General features: G+C 54.0%; 21 protein-coding genes and 4 tRNA genes. 3 read left to right on the top strand and 22 right to left on the bottom strand.

The features are described from left to right. Positions 1 to 3: 3 nt before the first annotated feature. The 15 genes from ACKPCT_RS04890 to ACKPCT_RS04820 all read right to left on the bottom strand — a co-directional run bounded on the left by ACKPCT_RS04890 (position 4) and on the right by ACKPCT_RS04820 (position 14,068). Positions 4 to 1,515 (bottom strand): NADH-quinone oxidoreductase subunit M, encoded by a 1,512-nt coding sequence (locus ACKPCT_RS04890; RefSeq protein WP_319568546.1) that lies wholly within the window; start codon positions 1,513 to 1,515, stop codon positions 4 to 6. Further along, positions 1,512 to 3,470, bottom strand: a complete 1,959-nt coding sequence (gene nuoL / locus ACKPCT_RS04885; protein WP_319568545.1) for an NADH-quinone oxidoreductase subunit L — start codon at positions 3,468 to 3,470, stop codon at positions 1,512 to 1,514. The genes ACKPCT_RS04890 and nuoL overlap by 4 nt, the downstream gene beginning before the upstream one ends. 8 nt (positions 3,471 to 3,478) lie before the next feature. Further along, on the bottom strand, positions 3,479 to 3,787 hold the full coding sequence (nuoK, locus tag ACKPCT_RS04880) for an NADH-quinone oxidoreductase subunit NuoK (RefSeq protein ID WP_090071585.1): 309 nt from the start codon (positions 3,785 to 3,787) through the stop codon (positions 3,479 to 3,481). 72 nt (positions 3,788 to 3,859) lie between these two features. Next, positions 3,860 to 4,474: an NADH-quinone oxidoreductase subunit J gene (locus tag ACKPCT_RS04875; RefSeq protein ID WP_319568544.1), complete on the bottom strand. Its 615-nt coding sequence runs from the start codon at positions 4,472 to 4,474 to the stop codon at positions 3,860 to 3,862. A 63-nt stretch (positions 4,475 to 4,537) separates the two neighbouring features. Next, positions 4,538 to 5,026: an NADH-quinone oxidoreductase subunit NuoI gene (nuoI, locus tag ACKPCT_RS04870; protein ID WP_319568543.1), complete on the bottom strand. Its 489-nt coding sequence runs from the start codon at positions 5,024 to 5,026 to the stop codon at positions 4,538 to 4,540. After that, positions 5,026 to 5,286: a hypothetical protein gene (locus ACKPCT_RS04865; RefSeq protein WP_090071592.1), complete on the bottom strand. Its 261-nt coding sequence runs from the start codon at positions 5,284 to 5,286 to the stop codon at positions 5,026 to 5,028. The genes nuoI and ACKPCT_RS04865 overlap by 1 nt, the downstream gene beginning before the upstream one ends. 16 nt (positions 5,287 to 5,302) lie before the next feature. Next, the gene (locus ACKPCT_RS04860) at positions 5,303 to 5,548 is read right to left on the bottom strand and encodes a hypothetical protein (RefSeq protein WP_319568542.1); all 246 of its coding nucleotides are present in this window, start codon (positions 5,546 to 5,548) and stop codon (positions 5,303 to 5,305) included. 27 nt (positions 5,549 to 5,575) lie between these two features. Next, complete coding sequence (gene nuoH / locus ACKPCT_RS04855) at positions 5,576 to 6,625, bottom strand: NADH-quinone oxidoreductase subunit NuoH (protein WP_090071596.1); 1,050 nt, start codon at positions 6,623 to 6,625, stop codon at positions 5,576 to 5,578. Positions 6,626 to 6,637: 12 nt separating this feature from the next. Continuing rightward, complete coding sequence (gene nuoG, locus ACKPCT_RS04850) at positions 6,638 to 8,722, bottom strand: NADH-quinone oxidoreductase subunit NuoG (protein WP_319568541.1); 2,085 nt, start codon at positions 8,720 to 8,722, stop codon at positions 6,638 to 6,640. 34 nt (positions 8,723 to 8,756) lie between these two features. Then, positions 8,757 to 10,061: an NADH-quinone oxidoreductase subunit NuoF gene (nuoF, locus tag ACKPCT_RS04845; RefSeq protein WP_319569385.1), complete on the bottom strand. Its 1,305-nt coding sequence runs from the start codon at positions 10,059 to 10,061 to the stop codon at positions 8,757 to 8,759. Positions 10,062 to 10,069: 8 nt separating this feature from the next. Then, a complete protein-coding gene (gene nuoE, locus ACKPCT_RS04840; RefSeq protein ID WP_319568540.1) occupies positions 10,070 to 11,122 on the bottom strand; it encodes an NADH-quinone oxidoreductase subunit NuoE in 1,053 nt (350 codons plus the stop codon). Between the two features lie 96 nt (positions 11,123 to 11,218). Beyond that, a complete protein-coding gene (locus tag ACKPCT_RS04835; RefSeq protein WP_319568539.1) occupies positions 11,219 to 12,409 on the bottom strand; it encodes an NADH-quinone oxidoreductase subunit D in 1,191 nt (396 codons plus the stop codon). A gap of 28 nt (positions 12,410 to 12,437) precedes the next feature. Beyond that, entirely contained in the window at positions 12,438 to 13,040 is a 603-nt protein-coding gene (locus ACKPCT_RS04830; RefSeq protein WP_090071603.1) for an NADH-quinone oxidoreductase subunit C, read from the bottom strand. A gap of 90 nt (positions 13,041 to 13,130) precedes the next feature. Further along, positions 13,131 to 13,712 (bottom strand): NuoB/complex I 20 kDa subunit family protein, encoded by a 582-nt coding sequence (locus ACKPCT_RS04825; protein ID WP_090071605.1) that lies wholly within the window; start codon positions 13,710 to 13,712, stop codon positions 13,131 to 13,133. Further along, entirely contained in the window at positions 13,703 to 14,068 is a 366-nt protein-coding gene (locus ACKPCT_RS04820) for an NADH-quinone oxidoreductase subunit A (RefSeq protein ID WP_090071607.1), read from the bottom strand. Before ACKPCT_RS04820 ends, ACKPCT_RS04825 begins: the two co-directional genes overlap by 10 nt. A gap of 592 nt (positions 14,069 to 14,660) precedes the next feature. Here ACKPCT_RS04820 and ACKPCT_RS04815 point away from each other — a divergent pair. Next, on the top strand, positions 14,661 to 15,764 hold the full coding sequence (locus tag ACKPCT_RS04815) for a carbohydrate kinase family protein (RefSeq protein ID WP_090071609.1): 1,104 nt from the start codon (positions 14,661 to 14,663) through the stop codon (positions 15,762 to 15,764). Between the two features lie 333 nt (positions 15,765 to 16,097). Here the strand turns inward: ACKPCT_RS04815 and ACKPCT_RS04810 are convergent. Further along, positions 16,098 to 16,174: transfer RNA gene (locus ACKPCT_RS04810), tRNA-Asp, on the bottom strand. A 47-nt stretch (positions 16,175 to 16,221) separates the two neighbouring features. After that, positions 16,222 to 16,298: transfer RNA gene (locus ACKPCT_RS04805), tRNA-Asp, on the bottom strand. A 411-nt stretch (positions 16,299 to 16,709) separates the two neighbouring features. Here ACKPCT_RS04805 and ACKPCT_RS04800 point away from each other — a divergent pair. Together ACKPCT_RS04800 and ACKPCT_RS04795 are read left to right on the top strand one after the other, a co-directional pair. After that, positions 16,710 to 16,786, top strand: a tRNA-Val gene (locus ACKPCT_RS04800). A gap of 138 nt (positions 16,787 to 16,924) precedes the next feature. Next, a tRNA-Val gene (locus tag ACKPCT_RS04795) sits at positions 16,925 to 17,001 on the top strand. 251 nt (positions 17,002 to 17,252) lie between these two features. Here ACKPCT_RS04795 and ACKPCT_RS04790 read toward each other — a convergent pair. The 5 genes from ACKPCT_RS04790 to ACKPCT_RS04770 all read right to left on the bottom strand — a co-directional run bounded on the left by ACKPCT_RS04790 (position 17,253) and on the right by ACKPCT_RS04770 (position 23,558). Beyond that, on the bottom strand, positions 17,253 to 17,762 hold the full coding sequence (locus tag ACKPCT_RS04790; RefSeq protein ID WP_319568538.1) for a hypothetical protein: 510 nt from the start codon (positions 17,760 to 17,762) through the stop codon (positions 17,253 to 17,255). 222 nt (positions 17,763 to 17,984) lie between these two features. Then, positions 17,985 to 18,263, bottom strand: coding sequence for an HU family DNA-binding protein (locus ACKPCT_RS04785; RefSeq protein ID WP_090071613.1), 279 nt, complete (start codon positions 18,261 to 18,263; stop codon positions 17,985 to 17,987). Positions 18,264 to 18,558: 295 nt separating this feature from the next. Further along, positions 18,559 to 20,985 carry an endopeptidase La gene (lon, locus tag ACKPCT_RS04780; protein ID WP_244544660.1) on the bottom strand — a complete coding sequence of 809 codons (2,427 nt, stop codon included), beginning with the start codon at positions 20,983 to 20,985 and terminating at the stop codon, positions 18,559 to 18,561. Between the two features lie 389 nt (positions 20,986 to 21,374). Then, positions 21,375 to 22,643, bottom strand: coding sequence for an ATP-dependent Clp protease ATP-binding subunit ClpX (gene clpX, locus ACKPCT_RS04775; RefSeq protein WP_090071617.1), 1,269 nt, complete (start codon positions 22,641 to 22,643; stop codon positions 21,375 to 21,377). Between the two features lie 267 nt (positions 22,644 to 22,910). Continuing rightward, on the bottom strand, positions 22,911 to 23,558 hold the full coding sequence (locus tag ACKPCT_RS04770) for an ATP-dependent Clp protease proteolytic subunit (RefSeq protein WP_090071619.1): 648 nt from the start codon (positions 23,556 to 23,558) through the stop codon (positions 22,911 to 22,913). Positions 23,559 to 23,755: the final 197 nt, after the last annotated feature.

Genomic DNA, 23,755 nt, shown 5'->3' with positions numbered 1-23,755 from the left:
GCTCTATTGAGCAAGCAGTGCCAGCTTGTCCGCAGCGCTGAGGGCTGCCTGATAATTGTTGATCAGATTTTCGACAGCCACAGCCGTCACATTCTGAATGGGCGCAGGGTAGAAACCGAACAGGATTGTCAAAACAGCAAGCGGCACTAGAATGGTTTTCTCGCGGATATCCATATCAAGGATACCCTTGAGGCTCTCCTTCTCCAGCTTGCCGAAAATGATCCGGCGATAAAGCCACAAGGCATAGGACGCCGACAGGATAACCCCTGTTGCAGCAAACAGCGCAACCCACGTATTGACCTGAAACACGCCAATGATGGTCAGGAACTCACCAATAAAACCAGACGTTCCGGGCAAGCCGACATTGGCCATGGTAAAGATCATGAACAGCGTGGCAAACACCGGCATGCGGTTGACGAGGCCACCATAGGCCGAGATTTCACGCGTATGCATCCGGTCATAGACAACGCCAACGCACAGGAACAAGGCGCCTGAAACAATGCCGTGGGAGATCATCTGGAAAATACCGCCCTGCACGCCCTGCTCGGTCATGGAGAAAACCCCCATGGTGACATAACCCATATGCGCCACCGACGAATAGGCGATCAGTTTCTTGATATCCTGCTGGGCCAGTGCCACCAGTGAGGTATAGATGATGGCAATCACCGATAGCGTATAGACCAGCGGCGCGAACATATCCGACGCAATCGGGAACATGGGCAGCGAGAAGCGCAGGAAGCCATAGCCCCCCATCTTCAACAATACCCCCGCCAGAATGACCGACCCTGCCGTCGGTGCCTGCACATGGGCATCCGGCAACCAGGTGTGCACCGGCCACATGGGCATTTTGACAGCGAATGAAGCGAAGAAAGCCAGCCACAGCCACGTTTGCATCTGCGGCGAGAAAGGATGGGCCAGCAGCGTCACGATATCGGTCGTGCCAGCGTCCCAATACATCGCCATCACGGCCAGCAGCATCAACACCGATCCCGCCAGCGTGTAGAGGAAGAATTTGAAGCTGGCATACACCCTGTTTTGTCCACCCCAGATGCCGATGATGAGGAACATCGGAATGAGGCCCGCCTCAAAGAACAGATAGAACAGCACCAGATCCAGCGCACAAAAGACGCCGATCATCATGGTTTCCAGAACGAGGAAGGCAATCATATATTCCTTCACCCGCTTCTGGATGGAATTGCGGCTGGCATAAATGGCAGCGGGCATCAGCGCCGTTGTCAGAATGACGAACAGGATCGAGATGCCATCAACTCCCATGCGATAAGCAATGGAGCCACCGAGCCAGTCGGCGGTTTCCTGCATCTGGAAGCCGGCATTGGATGAATCAAACTGGCTCAAAATCAGCAGCGAAATAAGAAATGTCACCACCGTGGTCCAGAGCGCAACATTGGTGATGTTGCGTCGGGCTATAGCCGTATCGCCCTTGACCAGCAGGATCATCATCGCCCCGACCAATGGCAGGAAAACGACCGTAGAAAGAAGTGGCCAGTCGCTCATTGGTGTGCTCCCCCGCTTAGCATGGAATAGGTAATCAGGATCGCCACACCAATCATCATGGCAAAGGCATAGTGATAGACATATCCGGTTTGTAGCCGATTGATCCGACTGGTCAGTGCAACAACGCGCGCAGCAATCCCGTTTGGCCCGAAGCGATCAATCACGCCTTCATCTCCCCCCTTCCAGAGCAGCGAACCAAGCCCCTTGGCGCCACGAATGAAGAGGAAGTTATAAAGCTCGTCGAAATACCATTTGTTGAGCAGGAACTTGTAGAGCCAGTTATGCCGCTCGGCGAGCTTTTTGGGTGTGCTCGGCGAGAGGATGTAGAAACCAAAGGCAACCAGAAAGCCGACCGCCATCATGACGAACGGGGCAAGCTTGACCATCATCGGCACGTCGTGGGAATCATGCATGACATGGTTTTCCGGCCCCGTGAACAGAGCCCCCTTCCAGAATTCCTCATAATGATGGCCATAGAAATATCCGGCAAAGACCATACCGGCCAGAACCGCCCCAAGCGCCAGCGCCATAAGCGGCACGGTCATCACGGCTGGGCTTTCATGAATGTGCGCCTTCACATCGGCGCTCATGCGCTCTCGGCCATGGAAGGTCAGGAAGATAAGCCGCCAGCTATAGAAGCTGGTAAAGAGCGCCGCAATCACCGTCATCGCAAAGGCATAATTGGCCATGCCATTTTGCGCAGCAAAGGCGGATTCGATAATGGCGTCCTTGGAATTGAAACCGGCGAACCCGAGAATGGTGCCCGGAATGCCCACGCCCGTCAGCGCAAAGGTGCCGACCAGCATCATCAGATAGGTCAGTTTGATATGCTTGCGCAAACCGCCCATGCGCCGCATGTCCTGCTCATCGGAAACCGCATGGATCACAGAGCCCGCCCCCAGGAACAGCAGGGCCTTGAAGAAAGCGTGCGTGAAGAGATGGAACACTGCAGCGCCATAGGCGCCGATCCCCAGCGCAACAAACATGTAGCCAAGCTGCGAACATGTCGAATAGGCAATCACCCGCTTGATGTCATTCTGCACGAGGCCAACAGTGGCGGCGAAGAAGGCCGTTGTGGCACCAATGAAGGTCACCACTTCCAGCGCCGAGGGCGAAAGCTCGAACAACGGCGACAGACGCGCCACCATGAACACGCCCGCCGTCACCATGGTGGCAGCATGGATAAGCGCGGAAACAGGCGTTGGCCCTTCCATGGCATCAGGCAACCATGTGTGCAGAAGGAACTGGGCCGACTTGCCCATGGCCCCCACGAAGAGCAGCAGGCAGATTGTCGTCAGCGCGTTGAAATCCTGCCCGAGGAAATGAATGGTTTGCTCTTGCATGGCCGAAGCATTGGCGAAGATCGTGTCAAAGCTGATACTGCCAAACAGCACATAGATACCGCATAGCCCCAGCAGGAAGCCGAAATCCCCCACGCGGTTGACGATGAACGCCTTCATCGCAGCAGCATTGGCAGAGGGCTTCTGATACCAGAAGCCAATCAACAGATAGGAGGCCAGCCCCACGCCTTCCCAGCCAAAGAACATCTGTAACAGGTTATCGGCGGTCACCAGCGACAGCATCGCGAAGGTGAAGAGCGACAGATAAGCAAAGAAACGCGCCCGATGCGGATCGGCATGCATATAGCCGATGGAATAGATATGCACGAGCGCAGAAATCGTATTGACCACCACCAGCATCACAACGGTCAGGGTATCGACGCGAATGGACCAGTTAATTTCCAGATCACCGGAGCTGAGCCAGGTCAGAATGTTGACCGTCTGGCTTTCTCCATGGCCGATCCCAACAGAAAGAAAGGCAACCCATGACAAGAATGCCGCAATCACCAGCAGGGTGCTGGTTATGATTTCCGACGCCTTGTGCCCGAGTGTGCGCCCGAACAGGCCCGCAATCAAAAAGCCAATCAGCGGCAGGAAGACAATGGCCGAATACATGATCTCTCTCAGCCTTTCATCATATTGATGTCTTCAACCGCGATAGAGCCGCGATTGCGATAAAACACGACCAGAATGGCCAGCCCGATTGCCGCCTCGGCGGCGGCAACAGTAAGAATGAGCAAACCGAAAATCTGCCCAGCCAGATCACCCAGATAGGAGGAAAAGGCAACGAAGTTGATATTGACCGCCAAGAGGATCAGCTCGATCGACATAAGAATGACGATGACATTCTTCCGGTTGATGAAAATGCCGAACATCCCGATCACGAACAGGATCGCTGCAACGGTCAGATAATGGCTAAGCCCGATTTCCATCTCTCTGTCTGTCCCTTCTTGGTCCCGCCCGCATTGAGCAGCGGGCACTTCTTACAAGCGGTGTCGGTCCGGTTAGATGCCGTTACCCGGTTCCACATTTATAATTTCAATTGAATTCTCGGCGTTGCGCGCAACCTGCCGCTCGATATTCTGGCGCTGCACATCCCTACGGTGATGAAGCGTCAAGACAATCGCCCCGATCATCGCAACAAACAGGATCAACGCCGCAGTCTGGAAATAGAAAACATATTTGGTATAGAGCAGCGCCCCGATGGCCTCGATGTTGGAAGCTTCAGCCAGCGTTGGCATCGGTTCCCCCAGATTCGCCGCCAGATCGGGGCTCAGAGCCCAACCGCCCAGCGCGATCAACAGCTCGGCCAACAACACGACACCCACGACAAGACCGACCGGCATATAGGTCAGAAAGCCGGCCCGCAGCTCAACGAAATCGACATCCAGCATCATCACGATAAACAGGAACAACACCGCAACCGCGCCCACATAGACCACCACCAGCAGCATCGCCAGAAACTCGGCCCCCAGCAGCACGAACAGTGCCGCAGCATTAAAAAAGGCAAGGATCAAAAACAGCACCGAATGCACCGGATTGCGCGCACCGATCACCATCAGCGCCGAAACCAGCAGCACCGCTGAAAACAGATAAAAGAAGACGCTCTGAAGAATCATGTCTTTTGCTTTCCTGCGTCCCTTGCGGGAGGCATCTCTCCTTGAAATCCAGTGCATACCGCCTTAGCGGTAAGGCGCATCCAATGCGATATTGCGAGCCAGTTCCTGCTCCCAGCGCTCGCCATTCTCGAGCAGCTTCTCCTTGTTGTAGAAAAGCTCCTCACGCGTTTCAGCGGCGAATTCGAAATTCGGTCCCTCGACAATCGCTTCCACCGGGCACGCCTCCTGGCAATAGCCGCAATAGATGCATTTGGTCATATCGATGTCATAGCGGGTCGTCCGGCGCGTTCCGTCATTGCCGCGCGGCCCCGCCTCGATGGTAATCGCCTGCGCCGGACAGATGGCTTCACACAATTTGCAGGCAATGCAGCGCTCTTCCCCGTTTGGATAGCGTCTGAGGGCATGTTCCCCACGAAAGCGCGGAGACACCGACCCTTTCTCGAACGGATAGTTCACTGTCGATTTGGGCGCGAAGAAATAGCGCATCGACAGGAAGAAGGCCGAAACAAACTCCTTCAGCATCAGCGATTTAGCAGCTTGTTCTAGTGCCATCAATACCCTCCATACGCCTTCAAACCGGCCAGAAAGCCAACAAATGCAAACAACAGCGGCATAGGAACCCGATACATGAAACGCGTAATCCGGGCCACCGTGTCCGGGGTCATGGAACTCAAGACCGTCTTGCGCCCCATAATGAACCCGTCTTCCTGTGCCTTGAGGACAGCAGGCAAAACGACAAGGTTTGCCACCAGAGCAATCGCCAATCCGACAAAGGCCCCAAGACTACCAGCAATCAACGCTGCCTGATCCATCTCTCTTCAACCACCCTTAGCCTGCCAGCGACGCACCGGCCCAATAGCCGATCACCGGAAACAGAAGCTGTGTACCACACCAGATTCCAAACTGAATCCAGTCGCCAACTCTCTTTGTGTTCGGATGGTTGCCAAGGCCCCTTTCCGAACGGGATTTCATCCATTTAGCGCCAACAAGGCCACCAATCATCTTGAAGTCGGCCCAGCCGATCACCCCGCCAATCAGGGCCCCGACCATTCCGGGCAACGACAAATCAAACATTCCTGCCCCCTCTTGCCCTTCAGGCTCTTAAGGTGCCCAACCGGCAAATTGCAGAACGCCAGCCACCAGCACCACATAGAATAGCGACATCGGCAGGAACACCTTCCAGCCAAGACGCATCAACTGGTCATAGCGGTAACGGGGAACAAAAGCCTTCACCATGGCAAACATGAAAAAGACCAGACTGGACTTCAGAATGAACCAGACAACGCCGGGCACCCATGTAAAGGGAGCGATATCAAGCGGCGGCAACCAGCCCCCCATGAACAGGATCGTCGTCATCGAACACATCAGCGCAATCGAGACATATTCACCCAGCATATACATCATGTAAGGGGTCGAGCCATATTCGACCATGAAACCGGCCACCAGCTCGGACTCCGCCTCTGCCAGATCAAACGGCGGGCGATTGGTCTCGGCCAGTGCTGAAATGAAAAACACGACGAACATCGGGAAGAGCGGCAACCAGTACCAATTCAGAAAACTGATTGACGGCATTCCCAGCTTGGTCGCAAGGCCACTCTGCTGCGCCATGACGATATCGGTCAGGTTAAGCGACCCGACGCACAGCAGCACCGTCACAATGACAAAGCCGATAGACACCTCATAGGAAACCATCTGCGCGGCAGACCGCAAGGCAGAAAGAAACGGGTATTTCGAGTTGGACGCCCAGCCCCCCATGATGATGCCGTAAACACCGAGAGAGGAGACAGCCAGCAAATAGAGAATGCCCACATTGATGTCCGAGATCACCCAGCCATCCGCCACCGGCACCACAGCCCACGCAGCCAACGCCACGGTCACGGTAACAAGTGGGCCGAGCAGGAAGATCACCTTGTTGGAGCCGGACGGAATAATCGGTTCCTTGAAAACAAACTTCAAAAGGTCTGCAAATGACTGCAACAGGCCGAAAGGCCCGACCACATTTGGCCCGCGCCGCATCTGCACGGCAGCCCAGATCTTGCGATCGGCAAGCAGGACATAGGCAATCACAACCAACAGAACGACCAACAGCAGAAGGGATTGCCCCACCATGATGGCGCCAGGGATCAGCCAGTTTGCGACAAAATCATTCATCTAGCAGTCCTCTCATTCCGCAGCTTCCGCTTTGTTGCTCTTGGCCAGTGCGCTGCATTCGGCCATGACAGCCGAGGCGCGCGCGATTGGGTTGGTCAGGTAATAGTCCGAAACCGGACAAATCAATGCCTGCCCTTTGACCGGTTTTGCCTTTTGCGCCAACGCCCTGATATCAGAAGGATCGCCCACAAGGCATTCGTCCGTCACCTCGAACTGAGGATAGGCATCAAGCAACTGCGCGCGCAGCTGATCAAGGCTGTCAAACGGCAAAGCCTTGCCCAAAACAGCAGAGAGCGCCCGCAGAATGGCCCAGTCTTCCTTGGCATCTCCGGGAGGAAAGTTTGCGCGTAATGCCAGTTGCACCCGCCCTTCAGTATTCACATATAGCCCCGACTTCTCGGTATAGGTCCCAGCAGGCAAGATGACGTCTGCCGCATGGGCACCGGCATCGCCGTGGCTCCCGATATAAATCTTGAATGCATCACCAAAGGCATCAAAAGCCAGCTCATCGGCCCCGAGCAGGAACAGAGCATCCACGCCACCGGCCTGCATCGCGGCGATATCCTTGCCCCCTGCCTGCGGCTCAAAGCCCACTTCCAAGGCTCCGACAGCGCTTGCATCGGTATGCAGCACCGAGAAGCCGTTCCATTCGTCAGAGAGCGCGCCGCAAGCCTCGGCCAGCTTGGCAGCTTGCGCCAGAACAGCTTCGCCATCGTCATGATTGATCGCGCCCTGCCCGATGAGGATCAGCGGCTTCTGCGCACCCTTGAGCACATCAAAGAACGCTCCCTTGCCAGCGGCGAGATCGGCCAGACTGTCGGCACCAGCACCCAGATAATCATAGCCATATTTGAGGTCGGCCTGTTCGCCAATAACGGCGATTTTCGTGTTCCCCGCCAGCCATGTCTTGCGGATACGGGCATTGAGCACCGCCGCTTCCATGCGCGGATTCGAGCCGATGATCAGAATAGCGTCCGCCTCTTCAATGCCTTCTATGGTGGCATTGAACAGATAGGCAGCCCGCCCCATGGCCGAGGTCAGAACAGAGCCATCCTGCCGCGCATCCATATTGCCCGAGCCGAGTAATGTCATCAGAGCCTTGAGCGCATACATTTCTTCCACGCTTGCCATCGCGCCCGCAATTGCGCCGATCCTGTCACCGGCCAAGCCATTCAGCTTGGCAGCAATGGCACGGAAGGCATCATCCCAGCTTGCCGGGGTCAGCTTGCCATCCTTGCGCACATAAGGCTTGTCGAGTCGTTGTGATTTGAGCCCATCCCAAATGAAGCGGGTCTTGTCGGAAATCCATTCCTCGTTGATTGCGTCATTGACACGCGGCTGGATGCGCATCACTTCCCGACCACGGGTATCAACGCGAATATTGCTGCCCACCGCGTCCATCACATCGATGGTCTCGGTCTTGGTCAATTCCCACGGACGCGCCGTGAAGGCATAAGGCCTGGATGTCAGAGCGCCAACGGGGCAGAGATCAATCACGTTGCCCTGCAACTCCGATGTGAGCGCCGCTTCCAGATAGGTGGTGATCTCGGCATCTTCCCCGCGACCGACCAGTCCCAGTTCGTGAATGCCACACACCTCTGTGGTGAAACGCACACAGCGGGTGCAATGAATGCAGCGGGTCATGGTGGTTTTCACCAGTGGACCGATATATTTATTCTCGACCGCACGCTTGTTCTCGTCGAACCGTGAACCACCCTTGCCAAAGGCCATGGCTTGATCCTGCAGATCGCATTCCCCGCCCTGATCGCAAATCGGACAATCAAGCGGATGGTTGATGAGCAAAAACTCCATCACCCCTTCGCGTGCCTTCTTGACCATGGGAGACTTGGTGAAAATCTCCGGCGGCTCGCCATCACGCCCGGGGCGCAGATCGCCCACGCGCATCGCGCAGGAAGCCGTCGGCTTGGGCGGCCCGCCCTTCACTTCGACAAGACACATGCGGCAGTTGCCCGCAATCGACAGACGCTCGTGATAGCAAAAACGCGGAATCTCGGCCCCGGCCTCCTCTGCAGCTTGCAGCAGGCTATATTCTTTCGGGACGTCTATCTCAATTCCGTCAACGACCAGCTTTGCCATCGAACGTGTCTCCGTTGCGTTAAACTCTATCGGCCTATTCGGCCGCTTCCAGTGGGGCCGCATCCGCGTTCGGATTGGCCGTATACTGATCAATTCTCTTTTCGATTTCCGGCCGGAAATGGCGAATAAGCCCCTGCACCGGCCATGCTGCGGCATCGCCAAGGGCGCAGATCGTATGACCTTCTACCTGCTTGGAAACCTCGAACAGCATGTCGATTTCTTTCTTCTGCGCCTCTCCGCGCGCCATGCGTTCCATCACGCGCCACATCCAACCGGTTCCTTCACGGCACGGTGTGCACTGGCCACAGCTTTCATGCTTATAGAAATAGGAAATCCGGGCAATTGCAGCGACGATGTCGGTCGATTTGTCCATCACGATGACCGCAGCCGTGCCCAAACCGGAGCCTAGCTCCTTGAGGCTGTCGAAATCCATCGGGCAATCCATGATCTGGTCTGCCGGAACGCAAGGGACCGAAGAGCCACCCGGAATGACGGCCAACAGATTGTCCCAGCCGCCGCGAATGCCACCACAATGCTTGTCGATCAGCTCCTTGAATGGGATCGACATGGCTTCCTCGAAGGTTGCAGGCTGATTGACATGGCCGGAGACGCAGAACAGCTTGGTGCCGTGGTTATTCTCCGCACCGAAGCCCTTGAACCAGTTGGCCCCGCGCCGCAGGATCGTTGGGGCAACGGCGATGGATTCCACGTTGTTGACCGTCGTCGGGCAGCCATAAAGGCCCACATTGGCCGGGAATGGCGGCTTCAGACGCGGTTGCCCCTTCTTGCCTTCCAGCGATTCCAGAAGGGCGGTTTCCTCACCGCAGATATAAGCGCCAGCACCATGGTGCACGATGATATCGAAATCATAGCCATGGATATTGTTCTTGCCGATGAGCTTCTTCTCATAGGCCTCATCAACGGCAGCCTGTAGCCGCTCGCGCTCACGAATGAACTCACCACGCACATAGATGAAAGCCGCGTCCGCATTCATGGCAAAGCCAGCTATCAGGCAGCCTTCCACCAGATGGTGAGGATCATTGCGCAGGATTTCGCGGTCCTTGCAGGTGCCCGGCTCGGATTCATCGGCATTGACAACCAGATAATGCGGGCGCCCTTCCTGCTTTGGCGGCATGAAAGACCATTTAAGCCCAGTCGGGAACCCAGCCCCACCACGACCGCGCAGGCCGGACGCTTTCATCTCGTTGATGATCCACTCGCGCCCCTTTTGCAGCAGCCCCTTGGTGCCGTCCCATGAGCCGCGCTTCAAGGCACCTTCCAGCCCCCAATCATGGATGCCGTAGATATTGGTGAAAATCCGGTCCTTATCCTCGAGCATTACGGCCATTATGCATCCCCTCCGCTCTTGCTGGATGAAACCGCACCGGCCTGCACCCGCTTGGAAAAGTCTGTCTCGGCACCAGAGGCCAGCACTTTGGCCTGCTCAATCCAGTTCTCGCGGGCAATCCGGCCCCTGAAGGCGAGCTGGCTGTCGATGAAGGCTATATTCTCGTCGGTCCATTGGGCAATCTGGGCAAAGTGGAACACCCCAACCCCGTTGAGCTTCTGCTCAATCTTGGGACCTATACCGCTGATTTCCTTCAGATTGTCCGCCTTGCCATCCAAAGGCTCGCGCAGAAGAACCGGCATACCGCTTTCCGCGCTGCTGTCAGGCTGCGAAGCCCCCTCTGTTGTATCTGATTGGGCGTCTTTTTGAGCGTCCTCTACCGTTTCGGCTTCGTCTTCCGGCTCATCCATTTCGGCGCCAAGACCCCACTTGACCCGAGAACCATCATAAAGCGAAGGATCGGTCAGCGTAACCGGACCGGTTGCCGGAGCAGAGCCCTGTCGGCCTGTCTGGCTTCCCGGCTCGACAGCCTTGCCAGCCGCAATCTTGTCGATCAGCTCTTCAAAGATTTCAGGCGTCAGATCCTCATAGGTATCCTTTGAGATCTGGATCATCGGCGCATTGACGCACGCACCTGCACATTCCACTTCTTCCCAGGAGAAATCACCATCCTCGGAAAGTGCAAACTGCTTGTCGGCAATCTTGTTTTTGCAAACCCGGATCAGATCCCCCGCGCCGCGCAAACGGCACGGCGTGGTGCCGCACACCTGAATATGGGCCTTCTTGCCCACCGGCTGCAGCAGGAACTGGGTATAGAAGGTCGCCACTTCCAAAACGCGAATATAGGGCATAGACAGCATATCGGCCACATATTCGATCGCAGGCTGGGTCACCCAGCCTTCCTGCTCCTGCGCCCGCGTCAAAAGCGGTATCACCGCCGACGCTTGCCGCCCTTCAGGATATCGACCAATCACATTCCGGGCCCATTCGAGATTCTCCGCTGAGAATTCGAAGCTCTCCGGCTGTTCGCTATGCAGGCGACGGACACTCATGTCTGCCGTTCCTCGTTTCTGGTTCGGCCGCCTCACAAAGGGAGACAAAGCCAAAGTTAAAATCAGGGGCCTAACCAAGGCCCGAATTGCAGTGACCTAGCGGTCTACCTCACCAAACACCAGATCAAGCGATCCGAGAATGGCGGACACGTCGGCCAGCTGATACCCGCGAGACAGAAAGTCCATCGCGGAGAGATGCGCAAAGCCCGGCGCGCGAATCTTGCATTTATACGGCTTGTTCGTGCCATCTGAGACGAGATAGACACCAAACTCGCCTTTTGGTGCTTCCACAGCGGCATAAACCTCACCGGCAGGCACATGGAAGCCTTCCGTATGCAGCTTGAAATGATTGATCAACGCTTCCATCGAGCGCTTCATTTCATCGCGCCTTGGCGGCACGATCTTGTCATCCTCGGTGCAAACCGGCCCCTGCCCCTCAGGCTCGCGCAGTTTGGTGATGCATTGACGCATGATCCGCACTGACTGGCGCATTTCTTCCATGCGCATCAGATAGCGGTCATAATTGTCCCCGTGCTTGCCGACCGGAATATCGAATTCCATTTCGCTATAGCATTCGTAAGGCTGGCTCCGGCGCAAATCCCACGGCACACCGCAAGAGCGCACCATGGTGCCGGAAAAGCCCCATGCCCATGCATCATCCAGCGCCACTACGCCGATGTCGGCATTGCGCTGTTTGAAAATGCGGTTATCGGTGAGCATCGTATCGATATCACCAACGACCTTCAGGAAAGGATCACAGAAAGCCTCGATATCATCGATCAGGTCTTCGGGCAGATCTTGGCGAACGCCGCCGACGCGAAAATAGTTGGCATGCATGCGCGAGCCGCTGGCCCGTTCATAAAAGACCATCAGCTTTTCGCGCTCTTCAAAGCCCCACAAAATCGGGGTCAGCGCCCCAACATCCATCGCCTGCGTTGTGATATTGAGGATATGATTGAGAATGCGCCCAATCTCGCAATAAAGAACACGGATCAGCTGCGCCCGGCGCGGAACCTCCAGCCCCAGAAGACGCTCGACCGCCAGACAGAATGCGTGCTCCTGATTCATCGGCGCCACATAGTCAAGCCGGTCGAAATAAGGTGTCGCCTGTGAGTAGATCTTATGCTCGATCAGCTTTTCGGTGCCGCGATGCAGTAGCCCCACATGCGGGTCCACCCGCTCGACAATCTCGCCATTCAACTCCAGAACCATACGCAACACACCATGCGCAGCGGGATGCTGGGGCCCGAAGTTGATATTGAAATTTCTTACCTGCTTTTCAGCCATAGCGCGTCAATCCCCTCTCAGTCCCTAATCAGCCTTCGGCCTTTTCGTCTCCGGGAAGAACATAATCAACGCCCTCCCAGGGACTGAGAAAATCAAAATTGCGAAACTCCTGTGCGAGTTTCACCGGCTCATAGACGACGCGCTTTTTCTCGTCGTCATAATGCACTTCATAATATCCGGTCAGCGGAAAATCCTTACGCAGCGGGTGGCCGTCAAACCCATAGTCTGTCAGCAGGCGGCGCAAATCAGGGTGTCCGGCAAACAGGATGCCATACATGTCATAGGCTTCGCGCTCGAACCAGTTGGCGCCGGGAAAGACACCACAGATGGAATCAACATAACTAACTTCATCCGTTTTGATCTTGATGCGGACCCGCGCATTCTGCTTCGGGCTCAGCAAGTGATAGACCACATCAAAACGCTCTGGACGTGCGGGATAATCAACGGCGGTAAGGTCTATGAAGGAGACGAATTTGAGACGGGGATCATCGCGCAAAATCCGTGTGATCTCGACGATATCATCACGCTTGGCATTGACGGTCAGCTCGCCAAAGGCAATCTGCCAATCGATGATTTTGCCATCCAATACCAATTCGATATAGTCACCGAGATCTCTTAGTGTCTCGTCCATACGATCGTCCTCATAAAAGCCAAAACGGCCCTTTTCCTATAATCGGCGACATTGCGGTCCCCGCCGATCAGCAATTCTTTCATACAAGCATCAGCGCTCGATCGATCCCGTGCGCCTGATCTTCTTCTGCAATAACAGCACCCCATAGAGCAGCGCTTCCGCCGTTGGCGGGCAACCGGGCACATAAATGTCGACCGGAACAACCCGGTCGCAGCCCCTTACAACACTATAGGAATAGTGATAATAGCCCCCGCCATTGGCGCAGGATCCCATGGAAATGACATAGCGAGGCTCGGGCATCTGGTCATAGACCTTGCGCAAGGCCGGAGCCATTTTGTTGGTCAAAGTGCCCGCAACAATCATCACGTCAGACTGACGGGGCGAGCCGCGCGGCGCAAAGCCGAAGCGCTCGCAGTCATAGCGCGGCATGGACATTTGCATCATCTCGACTGCACAGCAGGCCAGTCCGAAGGTCATCCACATGAGAGAACCGGTACGCGCCCAGGTGATCAGATCATCGGCTGCGGTAACCAGAAACCCCTTGTCGGAGAGATCCGCACGCATTTGAGATACAAACGGATCGTCATGGCCAATAGGCTTGCCTGTCTTTGGGTCAAGAATGCCCTTGGGCTGCTGGGCGACCAGTGCCTGATTTTGTTCGCTTAGTCCCATTCCAGCGCCCCCTTCTTCCATTCATAAACGAATCCGATAGTCAGAATTGCCAGAAAAATCATCATAGATACGAAACCGAATAGCCCCAGATCGCCGAATGCCACCGCCCACGGAAAGAGAAACGCCACTTCCAGATCAAATATAATAAAGAGAATCGCCACCAGATAGAAGCGCACATCAAACGGCATACGCGCATCGTCAAAGGCATTGAAGCCACACTCATAAGCAGAGAGTTTTTCCGGATCGGGGTTTTTGAACGCCACGATAAAGGGAGAGACAAGCAGGGCAAGACCGATAATCAGAGAGATGCCGATAAATATGATAATGGGAAGATAATCTAAGAGCAGCTCTTCCATGATAGTCGGTCCTCTCGAATAGGGTCCTTCACTTGACATAGCCAATAGGTGTCGATCTAGGAGCGGCAATATGTCAAGCGAAAACTGAGACAGGATTAAGGTTGTGGTCCTCGTACAACCTCGACCTTTGCACGCTTACCTCAGCAGAAACACTTAAGCAAGGGTCATTGACCAATTTTGTCGCAGATAGCTACTAACAGCGAAGATCACCGCAAAACTGATGCACAGGTCGAATCGCACCCACAGAAACAATACGTACAACGAAGGTCAAACCACTTCCTAAACACAGCTCAAGATAAAGTGTCACCGACATATTCACAATTCCTGACTGCACGAATATGACACGAATATGAGGCCCTGCCCCACATTCACCAGGTCGACCGATTGCCCAATTTTTATACTATAGTAGCAGTTTCTTCAAAATAAGTCTGTGAAATTCACGGATTCTATTGTAAGTCGGACAGCAAGTTTGATTTTTTTCGGGGCGAGAAGAAAAAAACTATTTAAGAGTCGCAGCACGAAATTTTCATAGAGCGACGGGACGCTCGCTCACAGTCTTTCACGACGATCAACCAAAAATGAGGCAAGTCTGATGAAAACAGCAACAATCGGCTCCGCAATGATCGATATCATTACCATTGTTGCCGACAATGACATTGAGCGCATTTCCATGACAAATGCGCACAATTCATTTTTGATGCTCGAGCAAGGTCGCAAAATTGATGCGCTGAACATCTCCACCCATGTCGGCGGTGGTGCCATTAATGCTGCGGTTTCCTTGTCGCGCCTTGGCAATGAAGTGACACCGAACGTCAAAATCGGCGAAGACATTGAAGCTGAGATGGTTCGTCAGCTTCTGGAACGCGAAGGTCTTTCCGACACGGGGCTCATGACAACAGACAAGGCCATCACCGGTTGTTCCGTGATGATCGCGTCCCACGACCGCAACGCATCGATCTTTACTGCTCGTGGCGCAAACTGCCGGGTGACTGACGAAGACATCCACGAAGGCATCTTCGATGGCGCTGAACTTTTGCATATCGCTCCGATGTCCAACGAGTCGGCCGAAGCCTTCCCGATGATCTGCCAGCGCGGCAAGGAAGCCGGCGCCTTCGTCGTTGCCAACCCGGGCGAACGCCAGATCAATCGTCGTGGCAAGGAATTCCTCGACACGGCGAAGAATATCGATCTGATCAACATCAACCGCGCTGAAGCCGAGTTGATGATGCCTGCCCTGCTTGACTATTCCAAGCATTCCAACATGCGCACCGTCAAAATGGACCAGAGCGCCAGCAAGAGCCTCATGACCCGCGGCCTGATCATGGACCATGTCCACTGCTCCCTGTCCGGCTTCATGTCTCTGCTGATGTCCATCGGTCCGAAATACATTCTCATCACCGATGGCACTGGCGGCGCTTATCTGGGCAGCGAAGAAGGCATCTATCATTGCCCGATCAAGAAAACCAATGTGCGCGGCACAGCCGGTGCGGGTGATGCATTCACCTCCACATTCGGCGCCATCCTTGGCGCTGGCGCCACGCCGGAGAAAGCGCTGCAGATCGCAACTATCAACTCTTCCTCGGTTTGTGAATATGTTGATACCCAGAGCGGACTGCTGACTATCGAAGAAGCAGAAAAGCGCTGGGAAGCTGACAAGAAAGATTTGCCCGTTTCCTTCTGGGCCTGGCAGGACTAAGTCCTCCAAACAAGATCCTTCAGAAAAGGCCGCAGCAGCTCGCTGTGGCCTTTTTTTGCACCTGACTGCCAGAGACACCCAAAACGTAAGAACACCCCTTAAAAACGCTCTCAGGCACAGCGCGACGCCTGTGACGCACAAACCGGAATCAAATCTACAGAGAGCGCCCATCGAGCGCGCTTCGTACCTCAATCAGCCAATGCGCAAAGAGACACGCCGCCAGAATAGAGGCGCCAAACGCAGAACAGAAAAAATCAGGAAGGGACATACAAAAAAAGCCGCTTTCGCGGCCACCAAGTCACAACAATGTCAAATCAGACTGTCATGAGAAAATGGCGAGAATGACGGGACTCGAACCCGCGACCTCCGGCGTGACAGGCCGGCGCTCTAACCAACTGAGCTACATCCCCGCATTTCATGCCAACAATCGAAACTGATTGCCAGCGCGGTTTCGGGATGGCGAGAATGACGGGACTCGAACCCGCGACCTCCGGCGTGACAGGCCGGCGCTCTAACCAACTGAGCTACATCCCCATTTACCCGAACCACACTTGGGCGCCGCCGAAGCGACTGTTCCGTGTGGAGTGGCGCTGAAATACGACGCGGACGACGCTAAGTCAAGCGCATTAGAAATTCTTTTTGTGAAAATTTCACAGTCCTTTTGCAGAACCGGCCTATTCCTGCGGATTCCCCTGTTGGAAACCTGATTTTATCCAAAGGCACGATCTGGTGGCCGCTCAAGAAAAGTGCGCATCCACCTCAAAATTATCCTGCAAGATCAGAAACAACCCTCTTTTTGGCCCCGTGATGGATAAGATTCCCACACTAAATTTTTCACCGCCTCGACCACACACCTCGATTTCCCCAGAGAAAGAATTCAACTGTCATTTTTTTGTTGCATGCTTGGCACTCAGCCTCTAAAAGCAGCTCACGCACATTGGGTACGGGTGATTAGCTCAGCTGGTTAGAGCATCTCGTTTACACCGAGAGGGTCGGGAGTTCGAATCTCTCATCACCCACCATTCCCCAAGCTTCCAGATACTGGCAGCATACGATGTCATCCAGATGGTTTGACATCAGCAAATACGGGAACGATGAGCGAGCAGCGCTTCAAATGAAACGCTCTTCACTACTGATATCTGATCGTAGTGAAACAAAGTGGGTGATTAGCTCAGCTGGTTAGAGCATCTCGTTTACACCGAGAGGGTCGGGAGTTCGAATCTCTCATCACCCACCATTTCTTCTTTCCTCAAATTGGCAGCGTTGGTCCTTATCCAATCAATTTGATCTGTCCGTGCATCTGTGTTTGCGCAGAAATTGCCCTAGAGCTTTATGAGCCCCAGAACCTCCAGAGGAGCCGAAGAGAGATTCGACAGTCCCTCCACGCTTTCTCTCTCCATAGGCGGCTTTTCTGGCATCTAGGGCATCAACAACTGGCATGCAATGAGCGAGAACCGCATACCAACCTTACCCCTTAGTCCATTTTCATCATGCCACATGATGGCGCAGGGACTTCAGGAAGGCATGAACGTCTTTTTCCGTGCCACGCCCCTCAAAGCCCTCCAAAAGCTCCTCAGTCCAGCCCTCAGTGGGCGCCAACTCGCTCATGAGCACGTCGTAGCGATCCATTTCCTCATAGGTGAGCGGCAACCGTGAGGCAGCATCAAGCAGCCCCAACAATTCATGCACCTTCAGCATGATCACGAACGCCCGCGTCATTGGATCGAGCAACTTGGGATCATCGCGCCAATTGCGGCCGCCAAACACCTCTTGCGTCACCCGCTGCCCTGCCCCCAGACAATCAAAATGCATACAGCCCCGATAGCCCTGCTGTTCGCGCTCTTCATAAATCTTGCAGGTTTGACAGTCAGACAATTGCGGGCAAGGCTCACCGTTTGGCTTGTCGATCGGAAAGTCTTCCGATTTGTCAAAAGCCAGACAGACGCAACAGAGCGCAGCGCATTTCTCGCAGTCGGGCGTCAGCAAAATTTCGGTCATGGTCCACCTTTCGGTTTCTTCCCGGGCTCCCTTCAAGGAGGAGCGCATCGGATTAGCAGGGAAGCGACAGGATTGTCTTGGTCTGGTGCGGAGCGTTTCGGTCACGAAGAGCGCCGCCTATGGTTCAGGTGACGCTTATACAGGCAATCCTTCAACGTAAAAACCCCCGATCCATATGAGACCGGGGGTCAAATTCTTGCAGCGACGTGAAATATACCGCTCTTATTTGCTGTTAACAGCGTCCTTCAGACCTTTACCAGCCTTGAATTTAGGCGTTTTGGAAGCAGGAATCTGAATGGTGTCACCGGTGCGGGGGTTACGACCTTCAGTCGCAGCACGTTCGGTTACAGAAAAGTTGCCGAAGCCGATGATACGGACTTCGTCGCCGCTTTTCAGGGTATCAGAAACGATGTCAAACAGCGCATCAACCGCTTCGCCAGCCTGTGCTTTGGTGAGATCTGCTTTTTCCGCCACAGCAGAGATCAGTTCGTTCTTGTTCATATTATCTTCCTTTTCGGTTCAATCGCAAAAGCTCATGGTCCTTCGCAATGCTTCACCACTAAGAATCAACACACCTTGGGAAATACCAGACGCGGAATGCGACAATCTGGTGAATTGGGTCAGAAATCAAGAGGGAATTTCGCAGAAATCAGCCATTTCTGTGGGTTTAAACAGGAATTAACAGATACAAAACGAAAAAAGGCCCTTCCTACACAGGAAGGGCCTCAATTTTTCATCCATGACACAAAGACCATGAACCAAATCGATCGAAAAAACCCGACCGATTCTGCGGTTTTTAGTGCGCAACCGAAGCGTTTTCCTCATTTTCGGACTTAACGCTCGGGTCAGGCATCTGGCTTTCGTCCCACTCAATCGGCTCCAGTTTTTCAACCAGTGCTTTTTCGAGTACCTGGCCAACATTATTGACCGGAATGATCTCCATGCCGTTTTTAACATTGTCCGGAATATCGACAAGGTCTTTAGCATTTTCCTCAGGGATGAGCACCGTCTTGATGCCACCGCGCAGAGCTGCGAGCAGTTTCTCTTTCAAACCACCAATCGGCAGAACACGACCACGCAGGGTGATCTCGCCCGTCATCGCAATATCCTTGCGCACCGGAATACCGGTCATCAGGGAAACGATGGCCGTAGCCATGGCGATACCTGCAGAAGGTCCGTCCTTCGGCGTTGCCCCTTCGGGAACGTGAACGTGGATGTCCTTCTTGTCGAACAACGGAGGTTCGACACCAAAGTCCACCGCACGCGAGCGCACGTAGGAGGCTGCAGCCTGAATTGATTCCTTCATCACATCGCGCAAGTTACCCGTTACGGTCATCTTGCCCTTACCCGGCATCATGACCCCTTCGATGGTCAGCAACTCGCCGCCCACTTCCGTCCAGGCAAGCCCGGTGACAACTCCGACCTGATCCTCGGCATCGATTTCGCCGAAGCGGAACCGAGGAACCCCGAGGTAATCCTCGATATTCTCGACAGTGACGTCGATCTTGTCGAGTTTCTTCATAATCAGATCCTTGGTCACCTTACGCCCAAGCTTCATCAGCTCACGCTCAAGGTTACGCACACCGGCTTCACGGGTGTAGCGCTGAACGATCAGGCGCAAAGCCTCATCATCAAGGCTGAACTCACCCTCCTTGAGACCATGATCAGACATGGCTTTCGGCAGTAGGTGACGCCGTGCAATCTCAACCTTTTCATCTTCGGTGTAACCGGCGATACGAATGACTTCCATACGGTCCATCAACGGAGCTGGAATATTGAGCGTGTTCGCCGTAGTGATGAACATCACGTTGGAGAGGTCATATTCCACTTCAAGATAATGGTCCACGAAGGTGCTGTTCTGTTCCGGATCGAGCACTTCAAGCAGAGCCGAAGACGGATCACCACGGAAGTCCATACCCATCTTGTCGATCTCATCGAGAAGGAACAGTGGGTTGGCCTTCTTGGCCTTCTTCATAGACTGGATCACCTTGCCCGGCATGGAGCCGATATAGGTGCGGCGATGGCCGCGAATCTCGGCTTCGTCACGAACGCCACCAAGCGCCATGCGGACAAACTCACGCCCGGTAGCACGTGCGATGGACTTGCCAAGCGAGGTTTTACCAACACCCGGAGGGCCAACCAGACATAGGATCGGACCTTTCAGCTTGTTCGTACGCGTCTGTACTGCAAGATACTCGATAATCCGCTCTTTGACCTTCTCAAGGCCATAGTGATCGATATCCAAGACCTCTTCGGCCTTTTCAAGGTCAACTTTGACGCGGGATTTCTTGCTCCATGGAATACCCAGCAGCCAGTCGAGATAGTTGCGCACGACGGTCGCTTCAGCGGACATCGGGCTCATCTGCTTGAGCTTCTTGAGCTCGGCCTCGGCCTTTTCCTTCGCTTCCTTGGAAAGCTTGGTTTTCTCGATTGCCTGTTCCAGCTCACGAATCTCGTCCGCACCTTCTTCGGAATCACCCAGCTCCTTCTGAATGGCCTTCATCTGCTCATTCAGATAATATTCGCGCTGGGTTTTCTCCATCTGGCGCTTGACGCGGCTGCGAATTCGCTTTTCAACCTGTAGAACGGAGATTTCACTCTCCATCAGGCCAAGCACCTGCTCGAGGCGTTCAATCACGCTGACGATACCCAGGATTTCCTGCTTCTCCTGAATCTTGATAGCAAGATGGGACGCTACGGTATCAGCCAGTTTGGAATAGTCATCGATCTGGGACACAGCCCCGATCACTTCAGGTGAAACCTTCTTGTTAAGTTTCACATAATTCTCAAATTCGGTCGCAACAGAACGTGCCAGCGCTTCGACCTCAACCCGTTCGCCATCCTCATCATGCAGCACCGTTGCCGTTGCTTCATAAAGATCATCACGTTTGGTAAAGTCGCCAAGCTTAGCGCGGTTCACGCCTTCAACGAGCACCTTCACGGTGCCGTCAGGCAGCTTGAGCAGCTGCAACACGGTTGCGAGCGTACCGATTTTAAAGATGTCCTCTGGGGCAGGATCATCGTCGCCGGCATTCATTTGCGTAGCCAGCAGAATCATCTTGTCAGACTGCATCACCTCTTCCAGAGCGCGAATGGATTTTTCGCGGCCCACAAAAAGCGGAACAATCATATGTGGAAAGACAACGATGTCTCTCAGTGGCAAGACCGGATAAGTATCCGAAGCCATTGGGTTGGCTGCGCCAATCGCAGGTCCTTCGGTCATGCTTTCCTACCTTTCTTGGATCATTGACCCTTCCCGTCAGAGACAGGGTACATCTGCGGCCCTTGGCCCGCAATAAAGCCGATACATAGTCCTACGCTCAAAACAAGCCGTTGGACCAGAAACGTCATCGGCAGATGAACAGGGTGAGACTCACACAAAAACAAAACCGTCTCACGGTACCATTTAGTTGGGGCTTCGCGACACGCTTTTCAAGCCACTCCACAAACCCTTCCCAACTTTGTGAAAAAAGGCTTGCGACAAAGCGGTTTGTCCAGCAGGCGAAGTGTCGGTTTTCCCGTGCAAGAAAAGCGCCAAACACGCATTTTCATACCGACAAAAAAGGCGACCCAAGGCCGCCCTTTGATTTCTTTGAGAAAAAGACCGACCAATCAGGCGGATGTCGGCTCAGCTTCGCTCTTCATATCTCCATAGATATAAAGCGGACGTGCCTCGCCTTTGACCACATCGCCGGAAATGACCACTTCTTCAACACCTTCGAGCCCAGGGAGCTCATACATTGTGTCAAGCAGGATGGCTTCCAGAATGGAGCGCAGACCACGTGCACCAGTTTTTCTCTCGATTGCCTTGCGGGAAACCCCACGCAGAGCTTCATCATGGAATGTCAGGCGAATACCTTCCATTTCAAACAAAGCCTGATACTGCTTCACAATCGCATTCTTTGGCTGGGTCAAAATGGAGACAAGAGCGTCTTCATCCAGATCCTCAAGGGTTGCCAGAACCGGCAAACGACCGACAAATTCCGGTATCAGACCGAATTTGAGCAGATCTTCTGGTTCAAGCTCCTTGAACAGCTCACCTGTGCCGCGTTCATCAGGATCTTCCACTTTGGCCGCAAAGCCAATGGAGCTCTCGACGCCGCGGGCCGAAATGATCTTGTCCAGACCTGCAAAGGCGCCACCACAGATAAACAGGATGTTGGACGTGTCCACCTGCAGGAATTCCTGCTGCGGATGCTTACGCCCACCCTGAGGCGGAACAGACGCCACGGTGCCTTCCATGATCTTCAACAAGGCCTGCTGCACGCCCTCACCCGACACATCGCGCGTGATGGATGGGTTATCGGACTTGCGCGAGATCTTGTCGATCTCATCGATATAGACAATGCCGCGCTGGGCCTGTTCGACATTATAGTCGGCGGCCTGAAGCAGCTTAAGAATGATATTCTCGACATCTTCACCAACATACCCGGCTTCGGTCAGGGTTGTTGCATCAGCCATCGTGAAAGGCACATCCAGAATGCGCGCCATGGTCTGGGCAAGGAAGGTCTTGCCGCAACCGGTCGGGCCGATCAGCATGATGTTGGACTTGGCAAGTTCGAGATCAGTTGTTTTCTTGCCGTGAGCAAGACGCTTGTAATGGTTATGAACGGCGACAGAAAGAACCTTCTTCGCACGGCCCTGCCCAATTACATAATCGTCAAGCACATCGCAAATTTCCTGCGGTGTCGGAATACCGTCCTTGGACTTCACCATCGAAGACTTGTTTTCTTCGCGGATGATATCCATGCACAGTTCAACGCATTCATCGCAGATGAAAACCGTTGGACCCGCAATCAGCTTGCGCACTTCATGCTGGCTTTTGCCACAGAAGGAGCAGTAGAGCGTATTTTTGCTATCACCACCACCAGCCTTGCTCATGTATGTGCCTCTTTTTTCGTTGCAGTCGGCAGTCTCTCATAGATTACCGGCCTTCTAGTTTAAATTGCTCAGCAATGTCTGCAAGCAAAATAAACCCAAACTCCCTGACGTCAGAAGCATAAATTAGCCAAATTCAGCTATATGCCGCCAGATTTATGAAAGCATGTACCCGAAAAGATCAATATAGGTTTAACAGGATCTTTTCGGAATGCCTGAAACCAGCCAGTTTGAATACGTTCAAATACATTGGCTGGATCAACAAGGATCTTAATCCTTGTCTTTTTCTTTTGATTCTTCCGGCGCAAGCGAATTGCGGTTCTCGACAACCTTGTCGACAAGCCCCCAGTCCTTGGCCTCGGTTGCGGTCATGAAATGGTCGCGATCAAGTGTCTTGTCGACGGTTTCATAATCCTGTCCGCAATGCTTTACATAGACTTCATTCAGGCGACGCTTCATTTTCAGAATGTCTTCTGCATGGCGCTGGATGTCAGACGCCTGCCCCTGAAAACCACCGGATGGCTGATGCACCATGATGCGCGCGTTCGGAAGCGCAAAGCGCATATCCTTCTCGCCAGCGCACAGCAGCAGCGAGCCCATCGAGGCAGCCTGCCCCAGACAAAGTGTTGCGACCGGAGGCTTGATGAACTGCATGGTGTCATAGATCGACATGCCTGCAGTAACCACGCCACCTGGCGAGTTGATGTAAAGCGAAATCTCTTTCTTGGGGTTATCCGCTTCCAGAAAAAGCAACTGGGCGCAAACAAGCGCGGCCATATGATCTTCAATCGGGCCCGTGATAAAGATGATGCGTTCCTTCAGGAGGCGTGAATAGATGTCATAGGCGCGTTCACCGCGGTTTGACTGCTCCACTACCATTGGAACCAGATTCATAGTGAGATCGAGAGGATCCTTCATTCGTCTTTCCTTATCAACACCAATTGGGCGCAGGCGTCTTCTACCCTCTGCACCGCACGCCAAACCTTAAACACTAACGCTGAATAAGGCCATCTGGTGACAAGAGCCACCAATTTTCGATCACGCCCAGCAAAAAACGATTCTTTCGCAAAGGCAATGTCAGGCATAGCGCATCCATGCCGTGACTTCTATCCCAC

Source organism: Cohaesibacter marisflavi (assembly GCF_963665895.2).
GTDB lineage: Bacteria > Pseudomonadota > Alphaproteobacteria > Rhizobiales > Cohaesibacteraceae > Cohaesibacter > Cohaesibacter marisflavi.
The sequence above is the reverse complement of the archived record's forward strand: the minus strand, read 5'-3'. Positions and strand labels throughout refer to the sequence as shown.

Excerpts from the sequence above, each read along its gene's own strand:
- ACKPCT_RS04825 (WP_090071605.1), bottom strand. The coding sequence starts at position 13,712 with ATGGGACTAAGCGAACAAAATCAGGCACTGGTCGCCCAGCAGCCCAAG.
- ACKPCT_RS04865 (WP_090071592.1), bottom strand. The coding sequence starts at position 5,286 with ATGGATCAGGCAGCGTTGATTGCTGGTAGTCTTGGGGCCTTTGTCGGA.
- ACKPCT_RS04770 (WP_090071619.1), bottom strand. The coding sequence starts at position 23,558 with ATGAAGGATCCTCTCGATCTCACTATGAATCTGGTTCCAATGGTAGTG.
- ACKPCT_RS04890 (WP_319568546.1), bottom strand. The coding sequence starts at position 1,515 with ATGAGCGACTGGCCACTTCTTTCTACGGTCGTTTTCCTGCCATTGGTC.
- ACKPCT_RS04815 (WP_090071609.1), top strand. The coding sequence starts at position 14,661 with ATGAAAACAGCAACAATCGGCTCCGCAATGATCGATATCATTACCATT.
- ACKPCT_RS04860 (WP_319568542.1), bottom strand. The coding sequence starts at position 5,548 with ATGTTTGATTTGTCGTTGCCCGGAATGGTCGGGGCCCTGATTGGCGGG.
- nuoF (WP_319569385.1), bottom strand. The coding sequence starts at position 10,061 with ATGCTCGAGGATAAGGACCGGATTTTCACCAATATCTACGGCATCCAT.
- ACKPCT_RS04790 (WP_319568538.1), bottom strand. The coding sequence starts at position 17,762 with ATGACCGAAATTTTGCTGACGCCCGACTGCGAGAAATGCGCTGCGCTC.
- ACKPCT_RS04830 (WP_090071603.1), bottom strand. The coding sequence starts at position 13,040 with ATGGACGAGACACTAAGAGATCTCGGTGACTATATCGAATTGGTATTG.
- nuoG (WP_319568541.1), bottom strand. The coding sequence starts at position 8,722 with ATGGCAAAGCTGGTCGTTGACGGAATTGAGATAGACGTCCCGAAAGAA.
- lon (WP_244544660.1), bottom strand. The coding sequence starts at position 20,985 with ATGACCGAAGGACCTGCGATTGGCGCAGCCAACCCAATGGCTTCGGAT.
- nuoL (WP_319568545.1), bottom strand. The coding sequence starts at position 3,470 with ATGTATTCGGCCATTGTCTTCCTGCCGCTGATTGGCTTTTTGATTGCG.
- nuoE (WP_319568540.1), bottom strand. The coding sequence starts at position 11,122 with ATGAGTGTCCGTCGCCTGCATAGCGAACAGCCGGAGAGCTTCGAATTC.
- nuoH (WP_090071596.1), bottom strand. The coding sequence starts at position 6,625 with ATGAATGATTTTGTCGCAAACTGGCTGATCCCTGGCGCCATCATGGTG.
- ACKPCT_RS04875 (WP_319568544.1), bottom strand. The coding sequence starts at position 4,474 with ATGATTCTTCAGAGCGTCTTCTTTTATCTGTTTTCAGCGGTGCTGCTG.
- nuoK (WP_090071585.1), bottom strand. The coding sequence starts at position 3,787 with ATGGAAATCGGGCTTAGCCATTATCTGACCGTTGCAGCGATCCTGTTC.
- ACKPCT_RS04785 (WP_090071613.1), bottom strand. The coding sequence starts at position 18,263 with ATGAACAAGAACGAACTGATCTCTGCTGTGGCGGAAAAAGCAGATCTC.
- clpX (WP_090071617.1), bottom strand. The coding sequence starts at position 22,643 with ATGAGCAAGGCTGGTGGTGGTGATAGCAAAAATACGCTCTACTGCTCC.
- ACKPCT_RS04820 (WP_090071607.1), bottom strand. The coding sequence starts at position 14,068 with ATGGAAGAGCTGCTCTTAGATTATCTTCCCATTATCATATTTATCGGC.
- ACKPCT_RS04835 (WP_319568539.1), bottom strand. The coding sequence starts at position 12,409 with ATGGCTGAAAAGCAGGTAAGAAATTTCAATATCAACTTCGGGCCCCAG.
- nuoI (WP_319568543.1), bottom strand. The coding sequence starts at position 5,026 with ATGGCACTAGAACAAGCTGCTAAATCGCTGATGCTGAAGGAGTTTGTT.